Origin of the sequence: Aliarcobacter vitoriensis, assembly GCF_048320235.1 — a bacterium.
Lineage (GTDB): Bacteria > Campylobacterota > Campylobacteria > Campylobacterales > Arcobacteraceae > Aliarcobacter > Aliarcobacter vitoriensis.
In genome coordinates this window covers 2,141,808-2,167,260 of record NZ_CP182882.1, presented here as the reverse complement: position 1 = coordinate 2,167,260, position 25,453 = coordinate 2,141,808, and the positions used below count along the sequence as shown (strand labels likewise).

Below are 25,453 nucleotides of genomic sequence, written 5' to 3'. Positions count from 1 at the left end.
TTGTAATATACATTATCATTATTGTACATTTTTTCTTAAATCTTCATTAGATGAAATCTATTTTTTAATAAACTTCATATTCTTTTGAAACCAATCCACTATCTCTTATTTTCTTACAAATAGTGCTATCTTTTAGACCATCTATTTTTAAATCAATCACTACATTATTTGATACAGTTTTTACTTCCAAAGTAATACAAGCGTTTTTATCACTCATTTTTAATTTTTCAATATTCCAATTTGTACTACTTATATTCATAGTATCGTTTAGATCTTCAATTTTTTGATTTAATAAATAATAACTTTGAATAGAGTTTACAGCTGTATTTACATCTCTTTTAAGAGTAGAAACCAATGCACTATCTTTTGTATCCATAAGTTTTGGAGCAGCAAAAGATACAATTATCCCTAAGATAACTATAACAAAAATTATTTCTAGCAACGAAAATGCCTGTTTCATATAATTTCCTTGAATTAAAATGGCATTTTCATTTTAAATGATTATTTCTTAATAAAATATTAATTTTAAATATCAATTATTGGTATTTCTATATTTGTTTCTTTTTGAATATCTGCTATATTTTCAAACACTACTTCAATTGGAGCTTCACCACCAAAACTATCTTTATCAATAAACTTAGTTAAAGTCTTATGGAAATCTAGTTTAACAGTACCTATTGGTCCATTTCTTTGCTTTCCAATTATAATTTCAGCTTCTTCAACAGGTCGATTTTGGAATTTTGATTTATAATCTTCTCCTTTATCTTTAGCCTCTTTTTCTTTTCGTGCTTCATCTCTTTCTTTATAAACATCATCTCTATAAACAAACATAATAATATCAGCATCTTGCTCAATAGCACCAGATTCTCTTAAATCACTTAACATTGGTCGTTTATCTGGTCTACTTTCAAGTCCCCTATTTAATTGAGATAAAGCAACAATTGGTATTTTCAACTCTCTTGCTAACATCTTTAAACCTCTACTGATATCTGAAACTTCCTGATGTCTATCTTTATTTCCAAGTCCTTGCATAAGTTGTAAATAATCAATGATTACTAAACTTATATTATTGTCTTCATTTTGTGCTAATTTTCTAACTCTTGCTCGAAGTTGGTTTATATTTATGCTTCCACCATCATCAACAAAAAGCTTTTTTGAGTTTAAATCTTCAAATGCAGCACTTAAATTTGTCCATTGATTATCATCCATATCACCTTTTCTAAGATTTTGTAATGGAATAGAAGTTTTTGCTGATAACATTCTTAGCATCAGTTGTTCTGCTGGCATTTCAAGAGAGAAAAATATTACACCTTTTCCTTTTTCAACATTTTTTAGTGCCATATTAAGAACAAGTGCTGTTTTACCCATAGCAGGACGTGCAGCAATTATTACCAAATCCCCCTCATTAAAACCTGTTGTTTTTTTATCAAGTGAGTCAAAACCTGTTGTTTGTCCTATTAAATATTTATTTCCAAGTTTTTTCATCTTTTCAATATATGCCAAAGTATCATTTGTAACTGTTTGCATATCTTTTAGTTCACTTGTAGCACTATTTGTAGAAATTTTATATAATTCACTTTGAATAGTATCAAGTGCTTCATTTGCACTAACTTCTTCTTCAATAGCAACTTTTTTGATAGTTGTAGCTAAAGTTGCCAACTCTCTTTTTACAGCACTATCTTTTATCTCTTTTACATAAGCTTGAGTATTTGTAATAGGATTTGCAGATAAAATTTCAAGTAGAACTGAATCATCAACATCTTTAGAATTTACTTTATTTCTTATAAAATCTTCATCTATTGGCATACCATCATTATGAAGCTTTATCATAGCTTCAAAAATAGATTTATGCGCAGGAAGATAAAAATCTTTTGGTTTTAAAACACCTAGAATATCTTCAAGTTCTTCTGGATTAAAAAAGATTGAGCTTAAAACTGCTCTTTCAATATTTATACTATAAATACTATCCATTATGATTTTCTTTTTGCTTCGAATTCAACTTCTTCAATAAATTTATTTATTAGAGCATCTCCACTTAATTTTGCTATTATCTCACCTTTTTTCATCACTAAACCACTTCCTTTACCAAAAGCAATAGCAACATCAGCACTTTTAGCTTCACCAATAGCATTTACAACACATCCCATAACAGATACATCAAGTGGAGTTTTTATATGTGCAGTTCGTTTTTCAACTTCAGAAACAGCATTTACTAAATCAGCTTCTATTCTTCCACAAGTTGGGCAAGATATTATATTTAATCCCTCTTTTGAAATTCCAACATCTTTTAGTATTGCTCGTCCAACCTTTATCTCTTCTTCAAGTTCTCCTGTCATAGAAACTCTTAGAGTATCCCCTATTCCATCAAGTAGTAAACTTCCTAAAGCAATAGATGATTTTATCGTAGAGTGAAATTGTGTTCCAGCTTCTGTAACACCTAGATGAAAAGGGTAATTATTCATAGGTCTTAAAGTTCTATATGCCTCAACTGTTCTTTGAACATCAGAAGCCTTTAGTGAAATTTTTATATCTGTAAATCCTAAATCTTCAAGATATTTGATATTGTAATCAGCAGAAGCTACCATACCTTGCGGAGTTTGCCCATATTTTTGCTCAAACTGTTTTTCTAAACTTCCACTATTTACTCCAATTCTTATTGGAATATTTCGTTCTTGACAAGCCTTTACAACTTCTTGAACTCTTTTTTTATCTCCAATATTTCCTGGATTTATTCTAATACAATCTACAACTTCAGCAGCAATCAATGCCAATTTATAGTGAAAATGTATATCTGCAACTATTGGTAAACTTACTTGTTTTTTTATCTCTTTTAGTGCATTAGCATCTTCAATATGAGGAACTGCAACTCTTACAATATCTGCTCCTGCAAAATGTAATTTTGTAATTTGTTCAACAGTTGCTTTAACATCTGATGTTTTTGTAAATGTCATTGATTGTACACTTATTGGTGCATCACCACCAATTAGGACATTTCCTACTTTTATTTGTTTTGTTGGGTATCTTTTTATCATAAGTGGGATTTTATCTAAAATAAATTAAATAAAAGTGAAGTTTAATTTATTAATAAGATGTTATTCTATATGCTTATAAATGAAAGAAAAAAATTTATTATAAGTGAACAATATTGGAAAGAAAAAAGAACTTTTATTTAATTGGAATAGCATTCATTATATCAACTATATTTGCAATTTTTTTAACAAATATCTACATAAATAACAAACAAAAAGAACTTCTAAAATCAGTATATGACTCTCAACATAAAAATATTTTTGAAAAAACTCAAAATTTAATAAGTGATAAACAAAATACATCTCTAGCCATTGCCATAGCACTATCTAAAGATGAAAATCTATACAAAAATATAGAAAACAAAGAGTTTCATAAGTTAAATTACAAGGAGATTGCAAAATTAATAGAAATCAATTCTAAATATAAAAATATTTGGATTCAAATTTTTGATAAAGATAGAAATAGTATCTATAGATCGTGGACAAAAATAAAAGATGGAATTCAATTTAGAGGTGATTTACAAAAAATATCTGCTATAAAAAATATTTCAACTTCAATAAGTGCAGGATTATTTAATGTAGGAATAAAAGCACGAACTCCTATATTTGATCAAAATAACAATTTTTATGGAGCTTTAGAAGTTATTACACATTTTGATTCAATTTCAGACGATTTACAAAAAAATGGAGTTAATACTATAATTATCGGTGACAAAAAAATTAATAAAAATTTGAAATACCCTATATTATCAAATCTTTTTATTGATGATTATTATGTTGTAAATCCAAATATAAATAAAAATATATATGATTATATAATCAACAATGGAATTGAAAAATATATAAAAATAGATGATTATATTGTAGAAAATAATTATTTAATTTCAAAATATCCACTTTTTGATGAAGATAAGAAAGAGTTAGCTTACATACTAAATTTTATTGAACTAAGTAGCATTGATATAGAAAATATAAGATATATAAAAATACAAAGTATAATGGCTTCTATAATAGCACTTATTGTTATATTTACATTCATATTAGCCTATTACATTAAACAAATAAAATACCAAGACAAAAAAAATAAGATTTTGTTAGATTCTCAACCAAACATAATTATCATCACTGATGGTAAAAAAATAGTTGATGCAAACAATCAACTTTTTAAATTCTTTCCTTTAGTAAAAAATATAGAAGAATTTAGGAATAAATATGTATGTATTTGTAATTCTTTTGAGAATTTAGATAGTGAAGAGTACATAGTTCATAAGGATTATAATGGTAAAAATTGGGCAGAGTATTTATTTGAAAATCAAGATAAAAGTTTTAAAGTAGCTATAAAAGATTCTAATAATGAGCTAAGACATTTTAATGTAAAAACATCTCAAGTTAAGATAGACTTAACTATTGTAATTACTTTTATTGATATTACAAAAGAAATATTACAAAGAGAAAAAGAGATAAATGAACAAAAAGCTATATTTCAACAATCAAAAATAAATGCTGTAACAAATACATTGAATAATATTGCTCATCAATGGCGACAACCTTTAGGAATAATATCTACAATTGCTAGTGGAATTAAACTAAAAAACCATCTGAAATATCTAAGTAAAACCGAATTTGATGAATCTTGTGAAAAAATTATAGAAAATACACAAAAATTATCAAATACAATAGAAAATTTTACTGATTTTTTTACAAAAGATACTAAAACTTCTAATATATCAATTGTTGAATCAACAGAACAAATAATAGAGTTTTTATCTTCGGTTTTTGAAAAAAACTCTATTATTTGTAAATTCAATCACGATACAGACTTGATGATAACTTGTAACAATGGAAACTTTACAGAAGCAATTTTAAATATCCTTGATAATTCAATTTATGCTCTTATACAAAATAATAAAGAAGATAATAGATTTATTTTTATAAATTTAAAAAACAATAAACTATCTATAAAAGATAATGCTGGTGGAGTAGATGAAAGTATAATACAAAAAATCACTGTACCATATTTTACTACAAAACATCAATCATTTGGTACAGGATTAGGATTATATATAGTTCAAGAAGTATTTGTAAAAAATCTTAACTTCAAAATTGATTTAAAAAATGAGATATTTGATTACAATGGAGTAAAAAATATAGGATTAAACTTTATTATAGATTTTAGTTAAACTTCTCTTTTGATTTTTTTAGATAAAATATTCGCATTATTGATAAAAGGACTGTTCTATGCATGATATTGCAATTTTTGATTTAGTTATTATACTTTTTACTTTATTACTTGGTATCAAAGGACTTTTTAGAGGCTTCATAAAAGAGGTATTTGGAATATTAGGGCTTGTTGGGGCTGTTTTTGTAGGTTCAAGGATTTCAGGTGAAGTTGGTGGACTTGTAGCACCTATCTTAGCTTTAGAGAACCAAGCAACTATAAAGCTAATTGGATTCATAGTTGGTTTTGTAGCTATTTTTCTTATAGTTTATGCTGCTGGTATTGTTGTAAGTAAAATATTTAGTGCAAGTGGTTTAGGAATAATTGATAGAATTTTTGGACTTGTATTTGGAATGTTAAAAATATTTTTAGTTTTTTCAATCATAGCTTACGCACTATATCAAGTTAATTCATTTAAAAAATTGATTGAAGAAAAAACGAAAGATTCTATTATGATGCCATATTTACTAGATGTTGGTTCATATATCATCAAACTTGATACTTCTGCTTTAATAAATAGTGTTGATCAAACTATACAAAATGTTACTGATGGAGAAGTTGATATATCTACAACTCAAGAAGAAATAAAAGAGAGTATTGATTCAAATTTGAATGATATAAAAGATTCAACTCAAGAGATAATTCAAGATAATATCAAAGAAAATATAGATGATGCTAAAGAACAATTAAGAGATATAGCAAATCAAAATAAAGAAAATGAATAAAGGATTTTAAAATTGTTTGAAAATAGATTTATACAACAAAGAATAGAAAAAGCACAAAACTTAAAAGAAATAGGAGTAAATCCCTATGCAAATGATAGTCATAGAGATTGTACTATTTCTAAATATATAAATGTAAATAGTGATATATTTAAAACTGAATCAAAAAGAGATGAAAATAGAAACTATACAATTGCAGGTAGAATTAAATTTTTTAGACTTATGGGAAAAGCAAGTTTTCTAAAAATAGAAGATGAAAGTGGAATGCTTCAAGTTTATGTAGCAAGAGACAATCTTCAAGAGGGTTTTTATAATGATGTTTTTAAAAAATATATAGAAGTTGGTGATATCATTGAAGTTAGTGGATATCCATTTGTTACAGGGCAAGGAGAATTATCTCTTCATGTTCATGATTTAAAAATTCTTACAAAAGCTATTTCTCCTCTTCCTGAAAAATTTCATGGAATTCAAGATAAAGAGCTAAGATATAGACAAAGATATTTAGATTTAATTATGAATAGTGAAGTAAGAAAAACATTTCACATAAGAAGTAAAGTTATATCTTTAACTAGAAGATTTTTTGAAAACAAAGGCTTTTTAGAGGTTGAAACTCCTATGATGCACCCAATCGCAGGTGGAGCAAATGCTAAACCATTTGTTACTCATCACAATGCTTTGGGTATTGATAGATTTTTAAGAATAGCACCTGAGCTATACTTAAAAAGATTAATAGTTGGTGGATTTGAAGCAGTTTTTGAAATAAACAGAAATTTTAGAAATGAGGGAATGGATGCAACTCATAATCCAGAATTTACATCTATTGAATTTTATTGGGCTTATAAAACTTATAAAGATTTAATTGAATTGACAATTGAATATTTTGAATATTTATTTGAACATTTAAATCTTCCTACAACATTGCCTTATGGAGATTTAAAAATAGATTTTACAAAGTTTAGTGAAATTCCACTAATTAAATCTTTATATGAAATTGGTGATGTTCCAAAAGATATAGTTGAAGATAAAACAAAAATTTTAGAGTTTTTAAAATCAAATAAACTTGAAGCAAATGATAAATTAAATTTAGGGCAACTTCAAGGAGTTCTTTTTGATGAGTTTGTTGAAAGTAAACTTATAAATCCTACATTTATTACAGAATATCCAGTTGAGATTTCACCACTTGCAAGAAGAAGTGATGAAAAACCACATTTAACAGATAGATTTGAATTATTTATTGCAGGTCGTGAAATAGCAAATGCATTTAGTGAGTTAAATGACCCACTAGATCAACTTCAAAGATTTGAAGGTCAAATGGCTGCAAAAGATAGTGGAGATGATGAAGCACACGAAATGGATGAAGATTTTGTAAATGCACTATCTTATGGTATGGCTCCAACAGCTGGACAAGGAATAGGAATAGATAGACTTGTAATGATGCTTACAAATCAACACTCAATAAGAGATGTTTTATTATTCCCAGCTATGAAACCAATAAAACAAGAAATAGATCTTCTAGCAGATGAAGAGTAAAATTTAATTCAAGGATACGCTATGCAAATAAGTGGAGATGATTTTTTAAAAAAAGTTCAACTAAAACAAGAAAAAGATGAACTAGAGAAAAAATTAAATGAACTTGATGAAACGAGGATATCTATGGGTAATATAAATCTTACAAACAACCTGAACAATGCATATAAGGGTATGAATAACAATGATATAGATGAGATGGATAGATTACAAAGAAATATTGAATTTGATGAAAGCAATCATGAATTTGATAATATTATGTTAAATCAGCCATTAGGTAATCAAGAAGATAACAAGAAAAAATACTTAATATTAGGTATTGTACTTGTAGTATTATTTTTACTAACAATTATTATTATAAGACTTTTATCTGGTGATAGTAAAAAAGAAGATTCATTTACATCAAACAATACTGATTCTTCTCAAATGAAAACATTATCTGAAAATAGTAATAGTATAGAAGATAGATATCAAAGAATTCTTGATGATAGAGCAAAAAAAGATGGTGATAATATAAACGATACTAGCACTTCAACAGATAAATTAGATGCAATGAAAGAGCAAGAAAGTACAACAACTTCTTCTATACAAGCACCTTTAAATGAGATAAAACAAGAAGATGGAATATCAAATGAAGCTATCGAAGATACTATTAAAAAAATAGAAGAAAAAAAAGCTTCAACTCCAAAAACTGTAGAAACACCAAAGCAACCAACTGCTAAAACTACAAGTGAACCTAAAAAATCTATTAGAGATTTAGTTGAAGGGAAAGGTGGTTCAGAGGTATCTTCATCTGCAAGTGGTTTTTTTGTACAAATTGGAGCATTTTCAAAAAGACCAAATGATAGTTATCTGCAAAGTATTTCTAAAAATGGTTTTTCATACAAGATTATTCAAGATACTGTAAATGGAAAAACTTTCAATAAAGTGTTAATAGGTCCTTATAACTCAAGAACAGCAGCACAAAATGAAGTTTCATCTATAAAAAGTAGATTGAATATACAAAATACTTTTATAGTAAATCAGTAAGAATAGTTTTATGAATTTTTATAATAAAACACTATTTTTAGACCAATTTACTCCTGTATCAATATATGAAAAAGTAAAAAATATCTATAAAGATGAAATTACTTTTTTATTTGAAAGTACTATAAGCTCTTCAAATAATGGTAATTTTTCTTATATTATCATCGGAGCAAGAGAGCGAATTTGGTACAAGGATAATACTTGCTATTTTCTAAATGAAAATGGACAAACAAATATTGTAGAGAGTAATCCTTTAAAATTTTTACAAAAATATTATAAAAATTTTGATAAAGAGATTTACAAAAATAAATCAAATGAATTAGGAATTGGTCTAATAGATGGATTTATAGGGAATGTTGGTTATGACATAAGTAAAGAGTTTGAACCAAAGCTAAAAGTTTCTATGCAAAATTTAAAAGATGAGTTTAATATTCCTGATTTGGATTTAATTCGTCCAAATATAATCCTAGCCTATTCACATAAAACTTCAAAATTAGTTATTTTAACTTCTGTTGAAAAATATAAAAATTACATAGAAAAAATAGAAAATGAACTTTTAAAACCATACTCTTATACTTCAGTAAAAAAAGCACAAATTTTAGATGAAGGTAAATTTAACTACTCAAAAGAGCAGTTTTTTTCTATGGTTGAAAAATCAAAAGAGATGATAAAAAGTGGTGATGTTTTTCAAATATTGATGTCAAATAGATTTATTCAAGGTGCTATTGTTGATCATTTTAGTTTTTACAGAGCATTAAGAAGTAAAAATCCTAGTCCATATTTGTATTTTCTTGAGTTTGAAGATTTTTCTATTGCAGGAAGTTCTCCGGAATCAATGGTTAGATTAAATGATGGTCAAATACTTTTAAGTCCAATTGCAGGAACTAGAAAAAGAGGTTCAACACCACAAAAAGATTTAGCTATGGAAGATGAACTAATCAATGATAAAAAAGAGCGTGCAGAACACTTGATGCTTGTTGATTTAGGAAGAAATGATGTAGGAAGAGTAGCTCGTGCTGGAAGTGTAAAAGTAACAGATTTGATGAGAATTGAGAGATACTCTCATGTTATGCATATAGTTTCAGATGTAGAAGCAATACTTGATGAAAAGTATGATATGTTTGATTTATTTATGGCAACTTTCACAGCTGGAACTATGACTGGAGCTCCTAAAATAAGAGCAATGGAATTAATAGCATACTTTGAAGGAATAAAAAGAAGTTTTTATTCTGGAAGTGTAGCTTACTTTGGATTTGATGGAAATATGGATAGTGCTATAACTATTAGAACAACAATGCTTACAAAAGATAAAGTAATTTTTCAAGCAGGAGCTGGTGTTGTTGCAGATTCAAAGAATGAAGATGAATACTTAGAAGTTCACAATAAACTTGCAGCAAATATTGCAACATTAAAAGATTTATCATAAAGGAAAATTATGCTTTTAGGTGTAAACATAGACCATATTGCAGTTTTGAGAGAAGCTAGAAAGATAAATGACCCAAATCCACTTGATGCTTTGAGTATTTGCAAGTTAAATGGTGCTGACCAAATAACTATACATTTAAGAGAAGATAGAAGACATATTCATGACAATGATGCAAAAGCTATAATTGAACAATCAAATCTTCCAGTAAATTTGGAATGCTCTATAAATGAAGATATAATAGATATAGTTTGTAAACTTAAACCTTATAGAGCAACTTTAGTCCCTGAAAATAGAGATGAAGTTACAACTGAAGGTGGGCTTGATTTAGAAAAGAATTTTGATAAAATAAATGCAACAATAGAAAAGTTAAAACAACACGAGATTGAAGTATCTTTGTTTATAGACCCAACTATAAAATCAATTGAGTTATCAAATATGCTAGAAGCTGATTTTGTAGAACTTCATACTGGAAGTTTTGCAAATATTTATGCTATGCTTTATACAAACATAAAATCAACTCATCATAGTATAAAAGAGTTGGAATTAAGTAAAGAAGAGTTAAAAAACAGACTTGATAAAAGTTTAGAAGATTTAAAAAGTGCTTCAAATTTTGCTTCAAATCTAGGATTAAAAGTTGCAGCTGGACATGGATTAAATTATCAAAATGTTAGTTTAATTTGCCAAATTCCAGAAATTATAGAGTTAAATATAGGACAAAGTATCATAGCTAAATCAGTTTTTACAGGTTTGGCAAGTGCTATAAAAGATATGAAAGAGATTATTTCAAAGTGAATTTACCAAAAATTGCTATAAGCATCGGTGATTTAAATGGTATTGGTATAGAAATAGCTCTAAAATCACACAGTGAAATATCTCCTATTTGTAAACCAATATATTGTATAAATAAAAATATGCTTCTTCAAGCTTCAAAACTATTAAATATTGAAATTCCAGAAAATTTTGAACTTTTTGAGACAAAAGGTGAATTTGATATAAAAGCTGGAATTGTTTCAAAAAAATCTGGTAAATACTCTTATAATTCATTTATGGATGCTATAAAATTAGCAAGTAAAAAAGAGGTAGATGCTATTTGTACCCTTCCAATAAATAAAGAGTCTTGGAACAAAGCAGATATAAGATACAAAGGTCATACAGAAGTTTTAAGAGATTATTTTGGAAAACATGCAATTATGATGTTAGGATGTGAAAAAATGTTTGTTGCACTTTTTACAGAACATATCCCTTTAAAAAAAGTATCAAAAAAAATAGAATCTGAAGATTTAACAAAATTTTTAGTAGATTTTTACAAAAATGTAAAAAGTGATAATATTGCCGTTTTAGGATTGAACCCTCATGCTGGAGATAATGGTGTTTTAGGGGATGAAGAAGTAGAAATTTTTAAAGCTATAAAAAAAGCAAATAAATATTGTGATAAAAATATATTTAAAGGTCCTTTAGTACCTGATATAGCTTTTTCTCCAATGTCAAGAAAAAACTTTAAATATTTTGTTGCGATGTATCACGACCAAGGATTAGCTCCACTAAAAGCTTTGTACTTTGATGAAAGTATCAATGTAAGTTTGAATTTACCAATTATAAGAACAAGTGTTGATCATGGAACAGCCTTTAATATAGCTTATAAAAATGAGAAAATAAATACTCAAAGCTACATAAATGCAGTAAAAGAGGCTATAAATTTAAGCAAAAGATGAAGCTTTTAGAAGAAAATTATGAAATAAACTTCTCAAAAATAAACTTTTTAGAAAGAAAAGAGAAGATAACAAAAAACAAAACTATAATTTGTGGAGCTTGGAAAACTGGGAAAAGCTATCTAATTTATGATTTTTTATCAAACTTCAAAACAGATGAATATCTTTATATTGACTTTAATGATTTAAAAAATAGCTATATAAAAAATGAACTACAATTTTTACAAGAATTTATAGATAAAAATAGTATCAAAGTTTTAGTTTTAGAAAATATCGATGATATTTTTAGCTTACCAAATTGTGAGAACATTATCATATCATCATCAAAAAATATTAAAATAGAAGGCTTTTCAAAGATAAATTTGTTTGCTTTAGATTTTGAAGAGTATTTACTTTTTGACAATAAACACCAAAATATAACACAAAGTTTTAATAGCTTTTTAAAATATGGAAATTTTGCAGAACTGATAAATATAGATGAACAAAAAAGAAATCAACGACTTCAAGAGATAATAAAATTAGGAGTAAAAGATAGTGTAGATTATGAAATATTTAAAATTCTAATAGAGAATATAGATGAGAAAAAATCAATATTTCAACTTTTCAACTCTTTAAAAACAAAAATAAGAGTTTCAAAAGATAGATTTTATGAGGTATGTAAAGAGTTTGAAGATAAAAGAACAATATTTTTTATACCAAAGTACAATCAGGATAAATCACTAAAAAAAATATACTCTTACAATCATGCTTTTTTCAGTGCAATAAGCTTTACAAAAAAATTTAAAAATGAGTTTACAAATATGGTCTTTTTAGAACTCTTAAAAGAGCAAGATATTTACTATTTGGATAATGTAGATTTTTATATAAAATCACAAAATCTCTTTGTTATAGCTATACCATTTTTCAACTCAAATCTAAATGCAAATTTACTAAAAAAAGTTATAAAAATTGCAATAGAACTACAAGTTAAAAAAATAGAAATAGTAACCATTTCAAACCAAGAAAATATCAAAAATAGTGATATAAAAATAGATATTATTCCATTTTATGAGTGGGCTTTAGGGTAAAATTAAGATAGATTTTAAAATATTTTGATAATATTTCAGCTTAAAGCAACTCTTTGGTCAAGGGTTGCTTTTTTTATGCTAAAAATTATCTTTTTAAGTTGATAAGAGTACTTAATAACTCATCTGAGGTTGTAATAGACTTTGCATTTGCTTCAAAAGCTCTTTGAAATACCATTAGGTTTACTAAGCTTTCACTTAAATCTGCTTTACTTAACTCTAAAGCTTGTCCTTTTACTCCATCAGTATTATTGTTATTTATACTATATACTGCTGTTCCAGACTCTTTAGTTTGTTTAAAATTATTCTCTCCAACTGCTTCAAGTCCACGATTGTTTGTAAATCTTGCAATTGCCAATTGTCCAACTGCGATTTCTACTCCATTATCATTGATAGTAACTAAGCCTGTTGAATCTACTCTAAATGCACCAAATTTACTATCTGAAATATTTAGTTTATCAAGTCTTAGTTGTAAACTATCGTGCGAAGATATTTGATCAACTCTAGTTGTAATTTCTATAAATTCAGCCCCTGCTCCTTTTCTTCCTGAATAATCAGGATTTGTCTCTATTAAATCTGCATTTAATTTCCATTGTGGATAATCAACCAAAGTTGCACTCGGACTTACAGTGCTTGGATTAACAGCTTGTGAGAAACCAGTAGGTGAAGCTTTTTCAACAATTTGCATACCAGAAGCAGTTTGAGTTATAGTATATCTATCTGTTACTCTTGAACCATATTTACCAAGCTCAGCCATAACTTTTGAATAAACATTTGCAACTGTATCAGAGTCAGATGTTTCAACTTCAATAGATGGAACTCCAGCTAGATTTAAAGTAAATACAGATTTAGATCTAGCTGGGTCTAAATCAAAATCAACATCTATTTGTGAAGGAGTACCAGCATTAAATGCTATATCAGGTGTAGCTGTTCCACTTCCAGAAAGTCCTAAATCACTAGGAATTGATGGATTTCCTAAGCTTCTTTGAACAAATCGTATACTATCAGTTCCAGATGAAGTTGCTGTAACTAAATTTGCTAAATCAGAGTCATTATTTATCTGTGCTAATAAAGAATCTCTTATCTCTGATACAGTAGATGTCGCAGTAGCATTATAGTTAAATGTTTTTCCAGCAACTGTAAGTGTATTTACACCTGGAGTAACAGGAGTAAATGTCAAAGTACTAGTCTCAAGTTGAGTAGCCGTTCCAGCTATATGACCAGTAGTTGTGGGATTAATTGGTGTACCTTGATTTGTTACTACTAAATTTGCTTCTAAACTATCTGTTGAAGTCAATGTAAACGTGCCATTTGTCAATGGACTAACTTCTATTGTATGTCCAGGATTTGAAGAATTATAAGCAGTTATTGCTGCATTTATTTGATCATATATAGTTTGTTTTGCTGTATTATCTAATATATTTCCAACTGTAATAGGTGATACTGAAATTGTTTGACCATTTACTTTAATATTGTAACTATATTCAGCATTATCAACCAAAGCATTTAAATTCACTGTTGGTAAAATATTTAATTTTGGTTCAAACTCTAAATCATAATTCGATTTAGTAGTTTCAAGTACTAAATACCCATTCTGATTTTTAGCAACTATATAATCACCTATTTGATTTCCAGTTGTAGTTGTAAGATTGTTTATAGAATCTACTATTTCATCAATTGTTGCACCTGCTGGAATTGTAATAGGAACTGCATTTGGAGGTGTTCCTCCATCATTTGGTACAGGTATAACCATCTCTAAATCTTTATCATATACATCTATGCTAAAAGTATAACTTCTATCTAAAGTTGGCATACCAGCACTTCCATATAAATCCTGTGTTGTATATACACTTTGTTGATTTCCACTAACCAATCGTGAAAGAGCATCTCTTGCATTTTCAAGAGCTGCTTTTCCTGATCCTTCAATAGCCAATGCTGTAGATTGATATGAACCTTTTACAGTTGTTTTGCTTCCTCCTAATATCTCACTAACAGAAGTTATTTTAAACTCTTTTCCAGGAATTAAAGATTCAACTTGGATAACACCTTGAAGCATATCTGATATTTTTGTAGACTCTTCATATGTTCCATTAGGATATAAAACATCAGCTTTTGGATTAGAAGTATTTACAGACATATATGCAACTAATCCACCTTCTCCTGAATTTGATATTTTATCTGCTAAAGCTTTATATGTTTCTATTTTACCTGATGCTTTATCATAGGCTGCAATTGCTATTTGTGCATCTATATCTGATAAAGATAAAATAGAACTTGGTTCTTGTAATCCATGTAAACTTCTCTCACTTCCACTTAAAGAGTCCCAAATTTTTTGTCTATAATCTTCTGTTGTTTTTGTTAATACAAAAGGTTGATTATATACTGTACCATTAATTGTCACTTCTATTTGATCTCCATCTTTACCTATAAGAGATACTGGTGGCAATCCTGTTTTAAAATTTATTTGAGATATTTGTGAAGTTGAATTTTTAGATATAGCATTTGGGTCTTCTTGATATTTTTGAAGCCATTTATCATAACTTTCTTGTGCTAAAGCTATATCTTTCAATTTTGATGATTGTGTTTTTTGACCAGCACCACTAAATACTGCAACAGCATCTGATTTTGATGTTTCATTAAAGTTTGTAGTTTTTCCAGCTATTGTTTCTATATAATCTTTGTGTCTTATTATAGCATCTCCAACATTTTTAACATAATCAGATGTAAATCTTGATATATTGTGATTTGTACTTTTTACATCATTTTTTGGATCAATAGCATTCATTATCCAACCTTGAACTTCATCTCCTCCAGCTGTTTGTAAAGTACCACTTTCTCCCATTCTAAAATTTCCAGCTCTTGTATAAAAAGTTTCGGCTGTTCCTAGAGTATTTTTATTTATGACTTTAAAAAATCCATCACCTAAAAGTGCCATATCATAAGAAACTCCAGTTTGTTTGAAACTTCCAGTTTCAAAAATCTTTTCTGCATCTTGTACAAATGATCCTTTACCAATACTATTTTGGTAAACTTGATCTGCAAAAGAAACTCTTCCTGATTTATATCCAACTGTATTAACATTAGCTATATTATTTGATTCATTGTCTAAAGCTGTTTGATGTGAAGCTAATCCTGATATTCCAGTCCATAATGCACCTATCATAATTTATCCTTTATTTTTTAGATATTTATAATAATTGCAAAATTTATTGGGCTATAAAGCAAATATAGTTTTACTAATAAGCAAATTTATTTTATTAGTATACTTATAAAAATAGGGTGTAAAATGGAAGTTTATGAGAAACTAAACTATATTTTAAAAGAACAAAAGATAAGTAAAAGAAATTTTTCAAATAAATTAAGAGATTTAGAGCCAAAATTAAAAACAACTGGTAATATACCATCTGAAAATACTATTTATAGTTATTTATCAGGAAGGATAACTATTCCAATAGAATTAATACCATATATTGCAGATGTTTTAAATATAACAGAACAAGAACTTTTTGATACCTCAAATTATTCAAAAAAAAGATATATCAATTATTTTGTAAAAAATATTCAAAAAGTCGATAAAGTTGATTTTGAATATTTTAAGAATTTAATTGATAATAAAATAAATAATAATTTAAAAGAAGATTCTAATGTAGATTTTTATAAGTTAAAAGAACTTTTAAAATATGCTCCAACTAGTTTTATAAATAAGCTAATTGATAGATTAGAAGAATTTAAAACATTGGATAATATAGATTTTAAATAAAAACTACTTACTATTTTTAAATTTCTCATATTGATACAAAATTCCATCATCAAAAGCCACCCATTTTGAAGCAGGTAGCTTTGCTTTTTTTAAAACACTGTTTGTCCAAGTATTACAAGTATGAAATATGCTATAACTTCCACTAGCTTCATAAAAAGAGTCATTTTCTCCATATTGTGCAGTTGTTTTTATATTTATTGGTTTATCATTTTCATATTTTAAAGACTCTTTTATGCTTTGTACTATTGACAAATATTGCTCTTTGGAAATATTTATAGAGTAAGTTAAATCATCTTCAAAAATCTCTTTATAAAATGTGATATGAAAAGCTGCATTTCCAAGTCCTGTTCCAGCTATAAGTGCTGTTGAAACTTTTAGTTCAGCCCAAGTTGGAGTATCCAAATAAAACCCTTTATCTCCCCATCCAATCGAGATATATTCAAAATCATCACTTTTACTTTTTGTATCTTCAAAAGGAAAATATTCACTCCAAATAAAAATATCATTTTGTAAAGGAAGTACAATATCTGTATGAACACCATTTGATTTTATAAAAATTTTATAATCACTACCACCTAATTCATAATTTTGACTAATTCTTGACAATATAAACTCACTTGAAATATATAAAATCACAAATAAAAATATAAATATCAAACTAAAAAATATTGTTTTTAAAAGATTTTTCAAGATAATCTCACTTTCTAATAATTGTTTACTTAATTTTTATATTTTATTTATAAAAGTATGGTTAAAATGACAAAATACAAGCTAAATCAGTAATTTTTATTAATTTGAGGGGAAAATGAAAAGACTTTTTATCGTAAGACATACTACAAAAAATCGTGAAAATCTGAACGAATATGATTATGATATAGAACTAACCCAAGAAGGGAAACAAAAAGCTCAAGATATGGCAAGAGAGTTAGCTTTGTCAAATCACAATATTGATTTAATCGTAGCAAGTCCAGCTATACGTACAAGACAAACTGCTGAAATTTTTGCACAAGAGTTGTCTTATGATAAAACGATTATGCTAAATGAAGTTTTATATATGGCATTTGTAAATGAACTAATCGAAACTATCACTTACACTTATGACACTGTTGATACTATGCTCTTAGTTGGTCATAATCCATCTTTAACAGCTTTAGCTTTAACTTTAGTTGGATTTAAAGAGAAGTTTGAAGAAGGTGCTATTATGCAAATAGATTTTAATTGCAATAGTTGGATAGATATAGATAAAACAAATGCAAATTTAGTAAGCTATAAAAAATAGCTTACTTTATATTCTTATCCATCAATGCAATTGTTGCCAAATTTGTAAGTTCCATCAAAGTTTTTGTATCGAGTTGTCTATCACCAATTACAAAAGAGAAGATTTCTACAAAGTTATCTTTACCCCAGTTTCTAAGTTCTTTGACATTTAAAAACTCATTTGTTGTCAAAACTTCACCTTTTTTATTTTTAATAGTTATTTTTGCACTATCACTATTTTCAAAATTGCCTTTTATACCATCATTATTTTTGATTTGATAACTTACAACCGCATCAAAAATCTTACCAGTTACTAAGCTTCCATCATCAACAACTTTTTTTGGGAAACCACTATCGTTTAAAAATTTATCCCATTTATCTGCAAATAGAGTTGTTGAAGTCAAAAGTAAAATAAAAATTACAAATTTTTTCATATCATTTTCCTAAACAAAATTCACCAAACATTACATCTAGCATCTCATCATTTTCATAAGGTCTTGTAATGTTTGATATTTCATACAATGCTTCTGTTATAAAATGTGCAAAAAACTCTAATTCTCCACTATGCAGTGGATTTTTAGATAAGTTTATATTTTCTAAACAGTTTTCAACACTTTTTATTTGTCTTTTTGAAACTAAAGTTAATTCATCTTCTTGTGTATTTTCATCTAATATTTTTTCAACTTTTTTAATAAGTAAATTTATATTGTCTTTTGTTGAAATCTCTATAAAATCAATAATTTTACTTTTATCAAAAGAGTTTTCTAAATCAGATTTATTTAAAACTTTTATAATATTTTTATCACTATTATCTTTTAAAAGATTTAAAATTTTTTCATCTTCATCATCACAAATTTTACTATTATCAAATAAAGCAACCACAATATCAGCTTCATTTATAGCTTGAATAGATTTTTCAATACCAATTTGCTCTATTATATCACTTGTATTTTCTCTAATACCAGCGGTATCAACTATTTTTATAATATGAGTTCCCATTTTGACACTCTCTTCAATAGTATCTCTTGTAGTTCCTGCAATATCACTAATAATTGCTCTATCGTAGTTTAAAAGTTTATTTAAAAGGCTTGATTTTCCAACATTTGGTTTTCCAATAATTGCAACTTTAAAGCCACTTAACATACCTTCTCTTCTACGACTAGCATCTAAAGTGTTTGATAATTTTATTGTGATATTTTCAATCTTTTGATTTATTTTTTCAAATATATCTGTTGGTAAATCTTCTTCAGCATAATCAATACTAACTTCAGTATAAGCTAACATAAAAAGTAAATCTTCTCTTATATCTTCGACAAAATCTTTTAACTCACCTTTTAGTTGTCTAGCCAACAACTTTACAGCATCACTACTTTTTGCCTCTATTATTTTTGATATTGCTTCTGCTTTACTCAAATCAATTTTATTATTTAAAAAAGCTCTTTTTGAAAACTCCCCAGCATTTGCCATTCTAGCACCAAAATCTAAGACAGTATCAACTACTAAATTTGCAATAGCAATCCCACCATGACACTGAAACTCAACAATATCTTCTCCAGTAAAAGAAAAAGGAGCTTTAAAATATATAATCAAAGCTTCATCTATTAGTTCATCATTAGTATTATGTAGATATGAAAGTGTTGCTAAACGAGGCTTTAAAATATCTTTCTTCGATATTTTTAAAGCTATTTCAAGAGCTTTTTCTCCTGAAACTCGCACTATTGAGATAGAGCCTATTCCAGAAGCAGTAGCAATAGCTACAATAGTGTCATCTAAAGTATATTCACTCATCTTTTTGCTTGTACTCATTTACAAGTACATATTTTTCACCTTTTATATTTGTTTTAACCGCAACATATTTATTAGGGAATTCTTCTCTTAATCTTTTTAGTGCAATATGAACTAAAATACCATCTAAAGGTTTTGTTTTAAAACTACCTTTCTCTTTTATCAATTCAATTACAGGATCAAGATATGCACATATAGCTTCTTCTTGATTTCTCAAAAACTCTGCAACTTCAAGTCTTAACATAAGACCATATTTATCATTTATCCAATTAAATAAAATATATGATAGAGCTTTATATCTATAACCTTCTTTTCCTATAAGTAAAGCTGAATCTTCACCTAAAAACTCTATATACAAAGTTTCATTATCATAAAAAGAGACTCTTATATCATCTAATTTAAAACAAGTTGTATCAAATAAAAGATTTAAACCATCTTTTACCTCTTTTAAAATATCTTCTTTAGACTTTTTTATAATAATTTTTGAAATCTCATTTTCTGAATTATCTCCATAAAAATTATCAAAAATCTTCTCTTTTGATTCAACTTTTGGAACTTTTGTAACAATTTCCAAATCTTTTTCAACTATTGGTTCTTCATATATATGTTGATTTGAACTCTCTATTCTTGAACTTACATCTTCTATTTTTACATTTTTATTTTTATAAGATTTTGTAACTAAACTATCTTGTTCTTTTTGAGTTTTACAATAAGCACAAATAATTGCTTTTTTCTTTCCAAACCCTAAAAATCCACTACTTGGTTGTTGAATTACTTCGATTACAAGTTCTGTAATCGAGCAATTAAACTCCAAAGTCGCTAGTTCATAAACCTTTTCTAAACTTTCAGCTTCAAATTTCTTCATCAATTTTTCCTACTTAATTAGCTTTTGCGACTCTTTTTTTCTCAAATATTCTATTCATAGTATATTGTTGAGCAATAGTAAATAAGTTATTTACAAACCAATATAAAGTTAATCCTGCTGGGAACCATATAAAGAAGAATGTGAATATGATTGGTAGCATTTGGAATATTTTCTTTTGTAATTCATCTTGTACTGCTGTTGGTGTAATTTTTTGTTGAATATACATTGTAATACCCATCAAAATTGGTAATACAAAATATGGATCCATCTCTGCTAAATCTTGTATCCATAAAATCCACTCTGCACCTTTTAACTCAATAGCATTAATTAAAACTCTATATATTGCAAAGAACACTGGAATTTGTAAAAGCAATGGCAAACAACCACCCATTGGATTTGCACCATGTTTTTTATAAAGTTCCATCATATGCATAGACTGTTTTTGTTTGTCATCTTTATATTTAGCTTGAATCTCTTTCATTTTTGGTGCTAATTCTTTAAGTTTTTGCATAGACACCATACCTTTATAAGATAAAGGATATAAAACAAGTTTTATCAAAATAGTCAAAATAACAATAGTCCAACCCCAGTTCCCTACATAACTTTGAATAAATTGAAGAAGAGTAAACATAGGTTTTGCAATAAATGTAAACCAACCATAATCAATTACATCTATCAACTCTTTGTTTAAAGCTTCTAAATCTTTATAATTTTTTGGTCCCATAAATCCACTAAAACTAATCGCACTATTTCCGTGAATAAATGCTTGTGGATTATTGTTCTCATCAGGCATAAGAGTAATAGCTAAAGATTTTTGAAAATTATAAACAACAGTTGCATAATATCTATCAAAATTTGATATAAATTTAAGTCCTATTAAATCTTTATTATTTTTTAAATCACTATCTTCTATAACTTCTAGACTATCATCATTTAATTTTGCCATAAAGCCATGAACTGCATACATATCTGCAATTACATCTGGTCTAAATCCATTTGTGATAAAAAATTGTTCATTATTTGTAGAAGTAACTTCTAAATCATAATGTCCATCTGGATAGAAAATAAATTTTTTAGTTAAAACTGTACCACTTAGATTTTGTGTTAAAGTTAATTCTTGTTGTTGTGTTGTTGCATCAACATTTGATGAAGTTGCTACCATATCAACTTTAAAAGCTTCGTTATTAATATTTCTATTGCTAAATCTAACTTCTAATGGTTTTAATTGATTAGATTTAAATAATTTAATCTGATTTGAATTCTCATCTTTATATTGATGTTCCATTAAAGTTACTTGTGCAACTCTTCCTAAATTATCTATTTCAATAATATTTTTTGCTGTTTTTATTGTAGTAATGATATTTTGACTAGCTTTATCATCAACTATTGGTGCATCTGCACTATTTACTTGAGTAGTAGTGTTTGTACTAACTACTTCTGGTGCTTGATTTTGTTGTTGCTCTTGCTCAATTTTAGATTGAGCCATTCTCTCTTCTTTTTGTGGCTTTAAAACCAAAAACTCATACGCTATAAAAAATACAAAAACCAATACTGTCATTAGTATAAGTCGCTTTTGCATACCATTACTTTGATTCAAATTACTCATTCTATTTCTTCCACTCCCTGTTTTTTACTACTAAATACTTTCCATTTTTTAATGGAACATACCAATATATTATTCTTATTTTTTTATAATTGATATTTTGATTAAATCTCAACTTATTTATAACTGGATAATCAAATCCACCATCAAAAAGTTGATTGCACTTTAAAATGCGTACTATTGTAAAATAAAATGCCTTAAAAAACCCATTATTATCTAGTTGCCATAGTGCATATTGTGAACAAGTTGGATAATATCTACACGAGCCAAAAGAAATTACTGATAAATATTTTTGATAAAACCTTATTAAATATTTAAAAAAGGCTCTCATTTAAGGAGTTCTAATCTTTTTATAGCAAAATCAAAATCTTTTTTTAGTTCTATAAAATTTCTATCTTTGATTGATGATTTTGCAACAAAGATATAATTACCATTTTTTATTTTATTGTCATAAGTTAAAAGTACAGCTCTCATTCTTCTTCTTGCAAGATTCCGTGCAACGGCATTTCCTACTTTTTTAGAAGCAACAAAAGCTATTTTTGTTGTAGTTTGTAAATTAAAAAAAGCGACAAAGCTTGGCGTATGCCAAGTTTTGCCGCTTTTGTATAGTTTTGAAAAATCTCTTTGAGTATTTAATCTATACTCTTTGCTTAAACAGCTAATCTTTTTCTACCTTTAGCTCTTCTAGCATTAATTACTCTTCTACCATTTTTTGTAGCCATTCTTACTCTGAACCCGTGAGTTCTTTTTCTAGGAGTATTATGGGGTTGATATGTTCTTTTCATCTTAGTTTTTCCTCAAAATTGCGAAATAAGTTGTGGATTATAGGTAAAATTTACTTAAATTATCTTTAGTTTCAAGATATTTTTACAACAACTTCATCATCTTTTATATCAAATTCCACTTTACTTCCTTCAAAAATCTTATCTTCTAAGATTAAATCAGCAAGTTTATCTTCAACTATTTCATAAATAGCTCGTTTTAATGGTCTTGCTCCATAAACTGGGTCAAAGCCTATTTTAGCAATATATTCTTTTGCTTTTGATGTTAAAGATATAGTTATATCTTTCTCTTTTACTTTCTCTTTTATATTGTTAAATAATATATCTACAATATTTGTAATAGCACTTAAATTTAATTGTTCAAATATCACAATATCATCAAGCCTATTTAAAAACTCAGGTCTAAAATGAGATTTCAATTCATCTAAAACTGCTTTTTTTCTTTGTTCTTTATCGTTAATTTCGATTATTCTTGCACTTCCTATATTTGAAGTTAAAATAATAATTGTATTTTTAAAATCAACTGTAACACCTTTATTGTCAGTTAATCTTCCATCATCTAAAACTTGAAGTAAAATATTAAATACATCTGGATGTGCTTTTTCTACCTCATCAAATAAAATAACACTATAAGGTTTTCTTCGTACTGCTTCAGTTAATTGTCCACCTTCTTCATATCCAACATAACCTGGAGCTGCTCCAACAAGTCTTGAAACAGCATGTTTCTCCATATATTCACTCATATCAAATCTTATAAGAGATTTTGGATCATCAAACAAGAATTTTGCTAAAGTTTTTGCACTTTCAGTTTTTCCAACTCCAGTTGGTCCTAAAAATAAAAAGCTTCCTATTGGTCTTGAAGTTTCACTAAGTCCTGCTTTATTTCTTTTAATTGCTCTGCTAATTGCTTTTATAGCTTCATCTTGTCCAATAACATCTTGTTTTAAAACTTCTTCAACTTTTAAAACTTTTTGTTTTTCACTATCCATCATTTTATTAACTGGAATTCCTGTCCATCTTGAAACTATACTTGCTATTGATTCTTCATCAACACTATTTCGCAACAATGTTCCCTCTTTTTGCATTCTATCCCATTTTTCAGAGTTTTCTTTGATTTTTGTTTCAAGTGCTGGGATTTCTCCGTACTCTATTTTTGCTGCTTCTTCAAATTTTGATTCTCGTTTTGCAATATTTGCTTTTGTTTTTAACTCTTCAATTTTTGCTTTTAGCTCACTTGTAGCATTAAATGTTTGTTTTTCATTTTCAAATCTAGCCTCAAGATTTTGTTTCTCTTCATTTTTATTTGCTAACTCTTTTTCTATTTCAACAAGTCTTTCTTCATTTTTTTTGTTTTTTTCCATTTTAAGAGCTTCTTTTTCAACATTTAAAGTTTGAATCTCTCTTTTAATTATTGAAAGTGCAGTTGGTTCACTCTCAATTTGCATTTTAAGTTCTGCTGCTGCTTCATCTATTAAATCTATTGCTTTATCAGGTAAAAATCTATCAGTTATATATCTATTTGATAGTTTTGCTGCTGCAACTAATGCACTATCATTTATAGTTACATTATGATGTGTTTCAAGTCTCTCTTTTATACCTCTTAAAATTTGTAAAGCTTCATTTACAGTTGGTTCATCAACTTTAACTGGTTGAAATCTTCTTTGCATTGCTGCATCTTTTTCAAAATATTTTCTATACTCTTTTAAAGTTGTTGCACCAATTGTATGAAGTTCACCACGAGCAAGGCTAGGTTTTAAGATGTTTGCTGCATCCATACTTCCTTCACTTGCACCTGCACCAATGATTGTATGAATTTCATCAATAAATAAAATTATATTTCCAGCTTTTTTAACCTCATCAATAACAGATTTTAGTCTATCTTCAAACTCTCCTCGATATTTTGCACCTGCAATTAAAGCACTCATATCAAGACTTACAACTCTTTTATTTAAAAGTGAAGTAGGAACATCTTTATTTACTATTCTTTGTGCTAAACCTTCTGCAATTGCAGTTTTTCCAGTTCCTGGTTCTCCTAAAAGTATTGGATTATTTTTTGTTTTTCTTATCAAAATTTGCATCATTCTAGTGATTTGTTCATCTCTTCCAATAACAGGGTCAAGTTCACCATCAATTGCTTTTTTGTTTAAATCTATTCCATATTTGCTTAAAGCTTCTAAGTTATCATCGCCACTATTACTATCTATAGTTTTCCCTGCACGCATAGCTTCAAGCTCTTTTTTTGCCTCTTTTAAATCTATATATTTTCCTAAAACATCTTTTATTGTTTGATTATCAAAGTTTGAAACAAGCCAAGTATCAATAGCTATAAATTTATCTCCATTACTAGCCATTTGTCCTTGTGCTTTTTGAAAACTTTCATACAGCTCCCTTGAAAGTTTTATATTCTCTTTTGTAACACTACTTACACTTGGAAGTTTACTTGCATTTGATTTTGCTTCAAGTTCAATAGCTACTTTATTTACATTCATTTTATTTAGTAGTTGATTTAATACTGAATTTGTATTTGTCAATAAAGCCCAAAGTATATGCACAATTTGTACTTCTTGATTTTTATTATGTAAGGCTAAAGCAACACTAGAATCTATTGTTTCAGCTAGTTGATTTGTCATTTTTTCAAATATATTTTCATTCATTTAGCACTCCTTATATTTAACTGCCA

General features: G+C 27.3%; 23 protein-coding genes. 10 read left to right on the top strand and 13 right to left on the bottom strand.

Annotated features, from left to right (window positions below):
* Positions 1-64: 64 nt before the first annotated feature.
* The 3 genes from ACNSOS_RS10775 to ispG form a co-directional block, all read right to left on the bottom strand.
* The gene (locus tag ACNSOS_RS10775) at positions 65-460 is read right to left on the bottom strand and encodes a type II secretion system protein (protein WP_418185293.1); all 396 of its coding nucleotides are present in this window, start codon (positions 458-460) and stop codon (positions 65-67) included.
* Between the two features lie 65 nt (positions 461-525).
* Complete coding sequence (locus tag ACNSOS_RS10770) at positions 526-1,971, bottom strand: replicative DNA helicase (protein ID WP_418185292.1); 1,446 nt, start codon at positions 1,969-1,971, stop codon at positions 526-528.
* A complete protein-coding gene (gene ispG / locus ACNSOS_RS10765) occupies positions 1,971-3,032 on the bottom strand; it encodes a flavodoxin-dependent (E)-4-hydroxy-3-methylbut-2-enyl-diphosphate synthase (RefSeq protein ID WP_113893407.1) in 1,062 nt (353 codons plus the stop codon). The genes ACNSOS_RS10770 and ispG overlap by 1 nt, the downstream gene beginning before the upstream one ends.
* A 113-nt stretch (positions 3,033-3,145) precedes the next feature.
* Here ispG and ACNSOS_RS10760 point away from each other — a divergent pair, with 113 nt between their 5' ends.
* Genes ACNSOS_RS10760 through ACNSOS_RS10725 form a run of 8 tightly spaced genes read left to right on the top strand, consistent with a single transcriptional unit; the run spans position 3,146 to position 12,724 of the window.
* Positions 3,146-5,209, top strand: a complete 2,064-nt coding sequence (locus ACNSOS_RS10760) for a sensor histidine kinase (RefSeq protein ID WP_418185291.1) — start codon at positions 3,146-3,148, stop codon at positions 5,207-5,209.
* A gap of 58 nt (positions 5,210-5,267) precedes the next feature.
* A complete protein-coding gene (locus ACNSOS_RS10755) occupies positions 5,268-5,972 on the top strand; it encodes a CvpA family protein (protein WP_113893403.1) in 705 nt (234 codons plus the stop codon).
* 12 nt (positions 5,973-5,984) lie between these two features.
* Entirely contained in the window at positions 5,985-7,499 is a 1,515-nt protein-coding gene (gene lysS, locus ACNSOS_RS10750; protein ID WP_418185290.1) for a lysine--tRNA ligase, read from the top strand.
* A 21-nt stretch (positions 7,500-7,520) separates the two neighbouring features.
* A complete protein-coding gene (locus tag ACNSOS_RS10745; protein WP_418185289.1) occupies positions 7,521-8,525 on the top strand; it encodes an SPOR domain-containing protein in 1,005 nt (334 codons plus the stop codon).
* Between the two features lie 10 nt (positions 8,526-8,535).
* Complete coding sequence (locus ACNSOS_RS10740; protein WP_418185288.1) at positions 8,536-9,948, top strand: anthranilate synthase component I family protein; 1,413 nt, start codon at positions 8,536-8,538, stop codon at positions 9,946-9,948.
* A gap of 9 nt (positions 9,949-9,957) precedes the next feature.
* The gene (locus ACNSOS_RS10735) at positions 9,958-10,740 is read left to right on the top strand and encodes a pyridoxine 5'-phosphate synthase (RefSeq protein ID WP_418185287.1); all 783 of its coding nucleotides are present in this window, start codon (positions 9,958-9,960) and stop codon (positions 10,738-10,740) included.
* Positions 10,737-11,660 (top strand): 4-hydroxythreonine-4-phosphate dehydrogenase, encoded by a 924-nt coding sequence (gene pdxA / locus ACNSOS_RS10730; RefSeq protein WP_418185286.1) that lies wholly within the window; start codon positions 10,737-10,739, stop codon positions 11,658-11,660. Before ACNSOS_RS10735 ends, pdxA begins: the two co-directional genes overlap by 4 nt.
* The gene (locus tag ACNSOS_RS10725) at positions 11,657-12,724 is read left to right on the top strand and encodes an AAA family ATPase (RefSeq protein ID WP_418185285.1); all 1,068 of its coding nucleotides are present in this window, start codon (positions 11,657-11,659) and stop codon (positions 12,722-12,724) included. Before pdxA ends, ACNSOS_RS10725 begins: the two co-directional genes overlap by 4 nt.
* Before the next feature lie 85 nt (positions 12,725-12,809).
* On the opposite strand, the gene ACNSOS_RS10720 is transcribed toward ACNSOS_RS10725, so the two are convergent.
* Complete coding sequence (locus ACNSOS_RS10720) at positions 12,810-15,884, bottom strand: flagellar hook-basal body complex protein (protein ID WP_418185284.1); 3,075 nt, start codon at positions 15,882-15,884, stop codon at positions 12,810-12,812.
* 123 nt (positions 15,885-16,007) lie between these two features.
* On the opposite strand from ACNSOS_RS10720, the gene ACNSOS_RS10715 reads away from it, so the two are divergent.
* Positions 16,008-16,481, top strand: a complete 474-nt coding sequence (locus tag ACNSOS_RS10715) for a helix-turn-helix domain-containing protein (protein ID WP_113893387.1) — start codon at positions 16,008-16,010, stop codon at positions 16,479-16,481.
* Between the two features lie 3 nt (positions 16,482-16,484).
* Here the strand turns inward: ACNSOS_RS10715 and ACNSOS_RS10710 are convergent, their stop codons facing one another.
* Entirely contained in the window at positions 16,485-17,087 is a 603-nt protein-coding gene (locus ACNSOS_RS10710; RefSeq protein ID WP_418185283.1) for a TIGR02117 family protein, read from the bottom strand.
* Between the two features lie 199 nt (positions 17,088-17,286).
* Between ACNSOS_RS10710 and ACNSOS_RS10705 the strand changes: the two genes are divergently transcribed.
* Positions 17,287-17,760, top strand: a complete 474-nt coding sequence (locus tag ACNSOS_RS10705; protein WP_418185282.1) for a SixA phosphatase family protein — start codon at positions 17,287-17,289, stop codon at positions 17,758-17,760.
* A 1-nt stretch (position 17,761) separates the two neighbouring features.
* On the opposite strand, the gene ACNSOS_RS10700 is transcribed toward ACNSOS_RS10705, so the two are convergent.
* The 8 genes from ACNSOS_RS10700 to ACNSOS_RS10665 all read right to left on the bottom strand — a co-directional run bounded on the left by ACNSOS_RS10700 (position 17,762) and on the right by ACNSOS_RS10665 (position 25,427).
* Positions 17,762-18,172 (bottom strand): hypothetical protein, encoded by a 411-nt coding sequence (locus ACNSOS_RS10700; RefSeq protein ID WP_113893383.1) that lies wholly within the window; start codon positions 18,170-18,172, stop codon positions 17,762-17,764.
* 1 nt (position 18,173) lies between these two features.
* Positions 18,174-19,526: a tRNA uridine-5-carboxymethylaminomethyl(34) synthesis GTPase MnmE gene (gene mnmE / locus ACNSOS_RS10695; protein WP_418185281.1), complete on the bottom strand. Its 1,353-nt coding sequence runs from the start codon at positions 19,524-19,526 to the stop codon at positions 18,174-18,176.
* Positions 19,519-20,388: a Jag N-terminal domain-containing protein gene (locus ACNSOS_RS10690; RefSeq protein WP_418185280.1), complete on the bottom strand. Its 870-nt coding sequence runs from the start codon at positions 20,386-20,388 to the stop codon at positions 19,519-19,521. The genes mnmE and ACNSOS_RS10690 overlap by 8 nt, the downstream gene beginning before the upstream one ends.
* A gap of 13 nt (positions 20,389-20,401) precedes the next feature.
* A complete protein-coding gene (gene yidC, locus ACNSOS_RS10685; protein ID WP_418185279.1) occupies positions 20,402-21,994 on the bottom strand; it encodes a membrane protein insertase YidC in 1,593 nt (530 codons plus the stop codon).
* A gap of 1 nt (position 21,995) precedes the next feature.
* Positions 21,996-22,322: a membrane protein insertion efficiency factor YidD gene (yidD, locus tag ACNSOS_RS10680; protein ID WP_418185278.1), complete on the bottom strand. Its 327-nt coding sequence runs from the start codon at positions 22,320-22,322 to the stop codon at positions 21,996-21,998.
* A complete protein-coding gene (gene rnpA, locus ACNSOS_RS10675) occupies positions 22,319-22,654 on the bottom strand; it encodes a ribonuclease P protein component (protein ID WP_418186317.1) in 336 nt (111 codons plus the stop codon). The genes yidD and rnpA overlap by 4 nt, the downstream gene beginning before the upstream one ends.
* Positions 22,642-22,776, bottom strand: coding sequence for a 50S ribosomal protein L34 (rpmH, locus tag ACNSOS_RS10670; protein ID WP_004509857.1), 135 nt, complete (start codon positions 22,774-22,776; stop codon positions 22,642-22,644). Before rpmH ends, rnpA begins: the two co-directional genes overlap by 13 nt.
* A 71-nt stretch (positions 22,777-22,847) precedes the next feature.
* The gene (locus ACNSOS_RS10665) at positions 22,848-25,427 is read right to left on the bottom strand and encodes an ATP-dependent Clp protease ATP-binding subunit (protein WP_418185277.1); all 2,580 of its coding nucleotides are present in this window, start codon (positions 25,425-25,427) and stop codon (positions 22,848-22,850) included.
* Between the last annotated feature and the right edge of the window lie 26 nt (positions 25,428-25,453).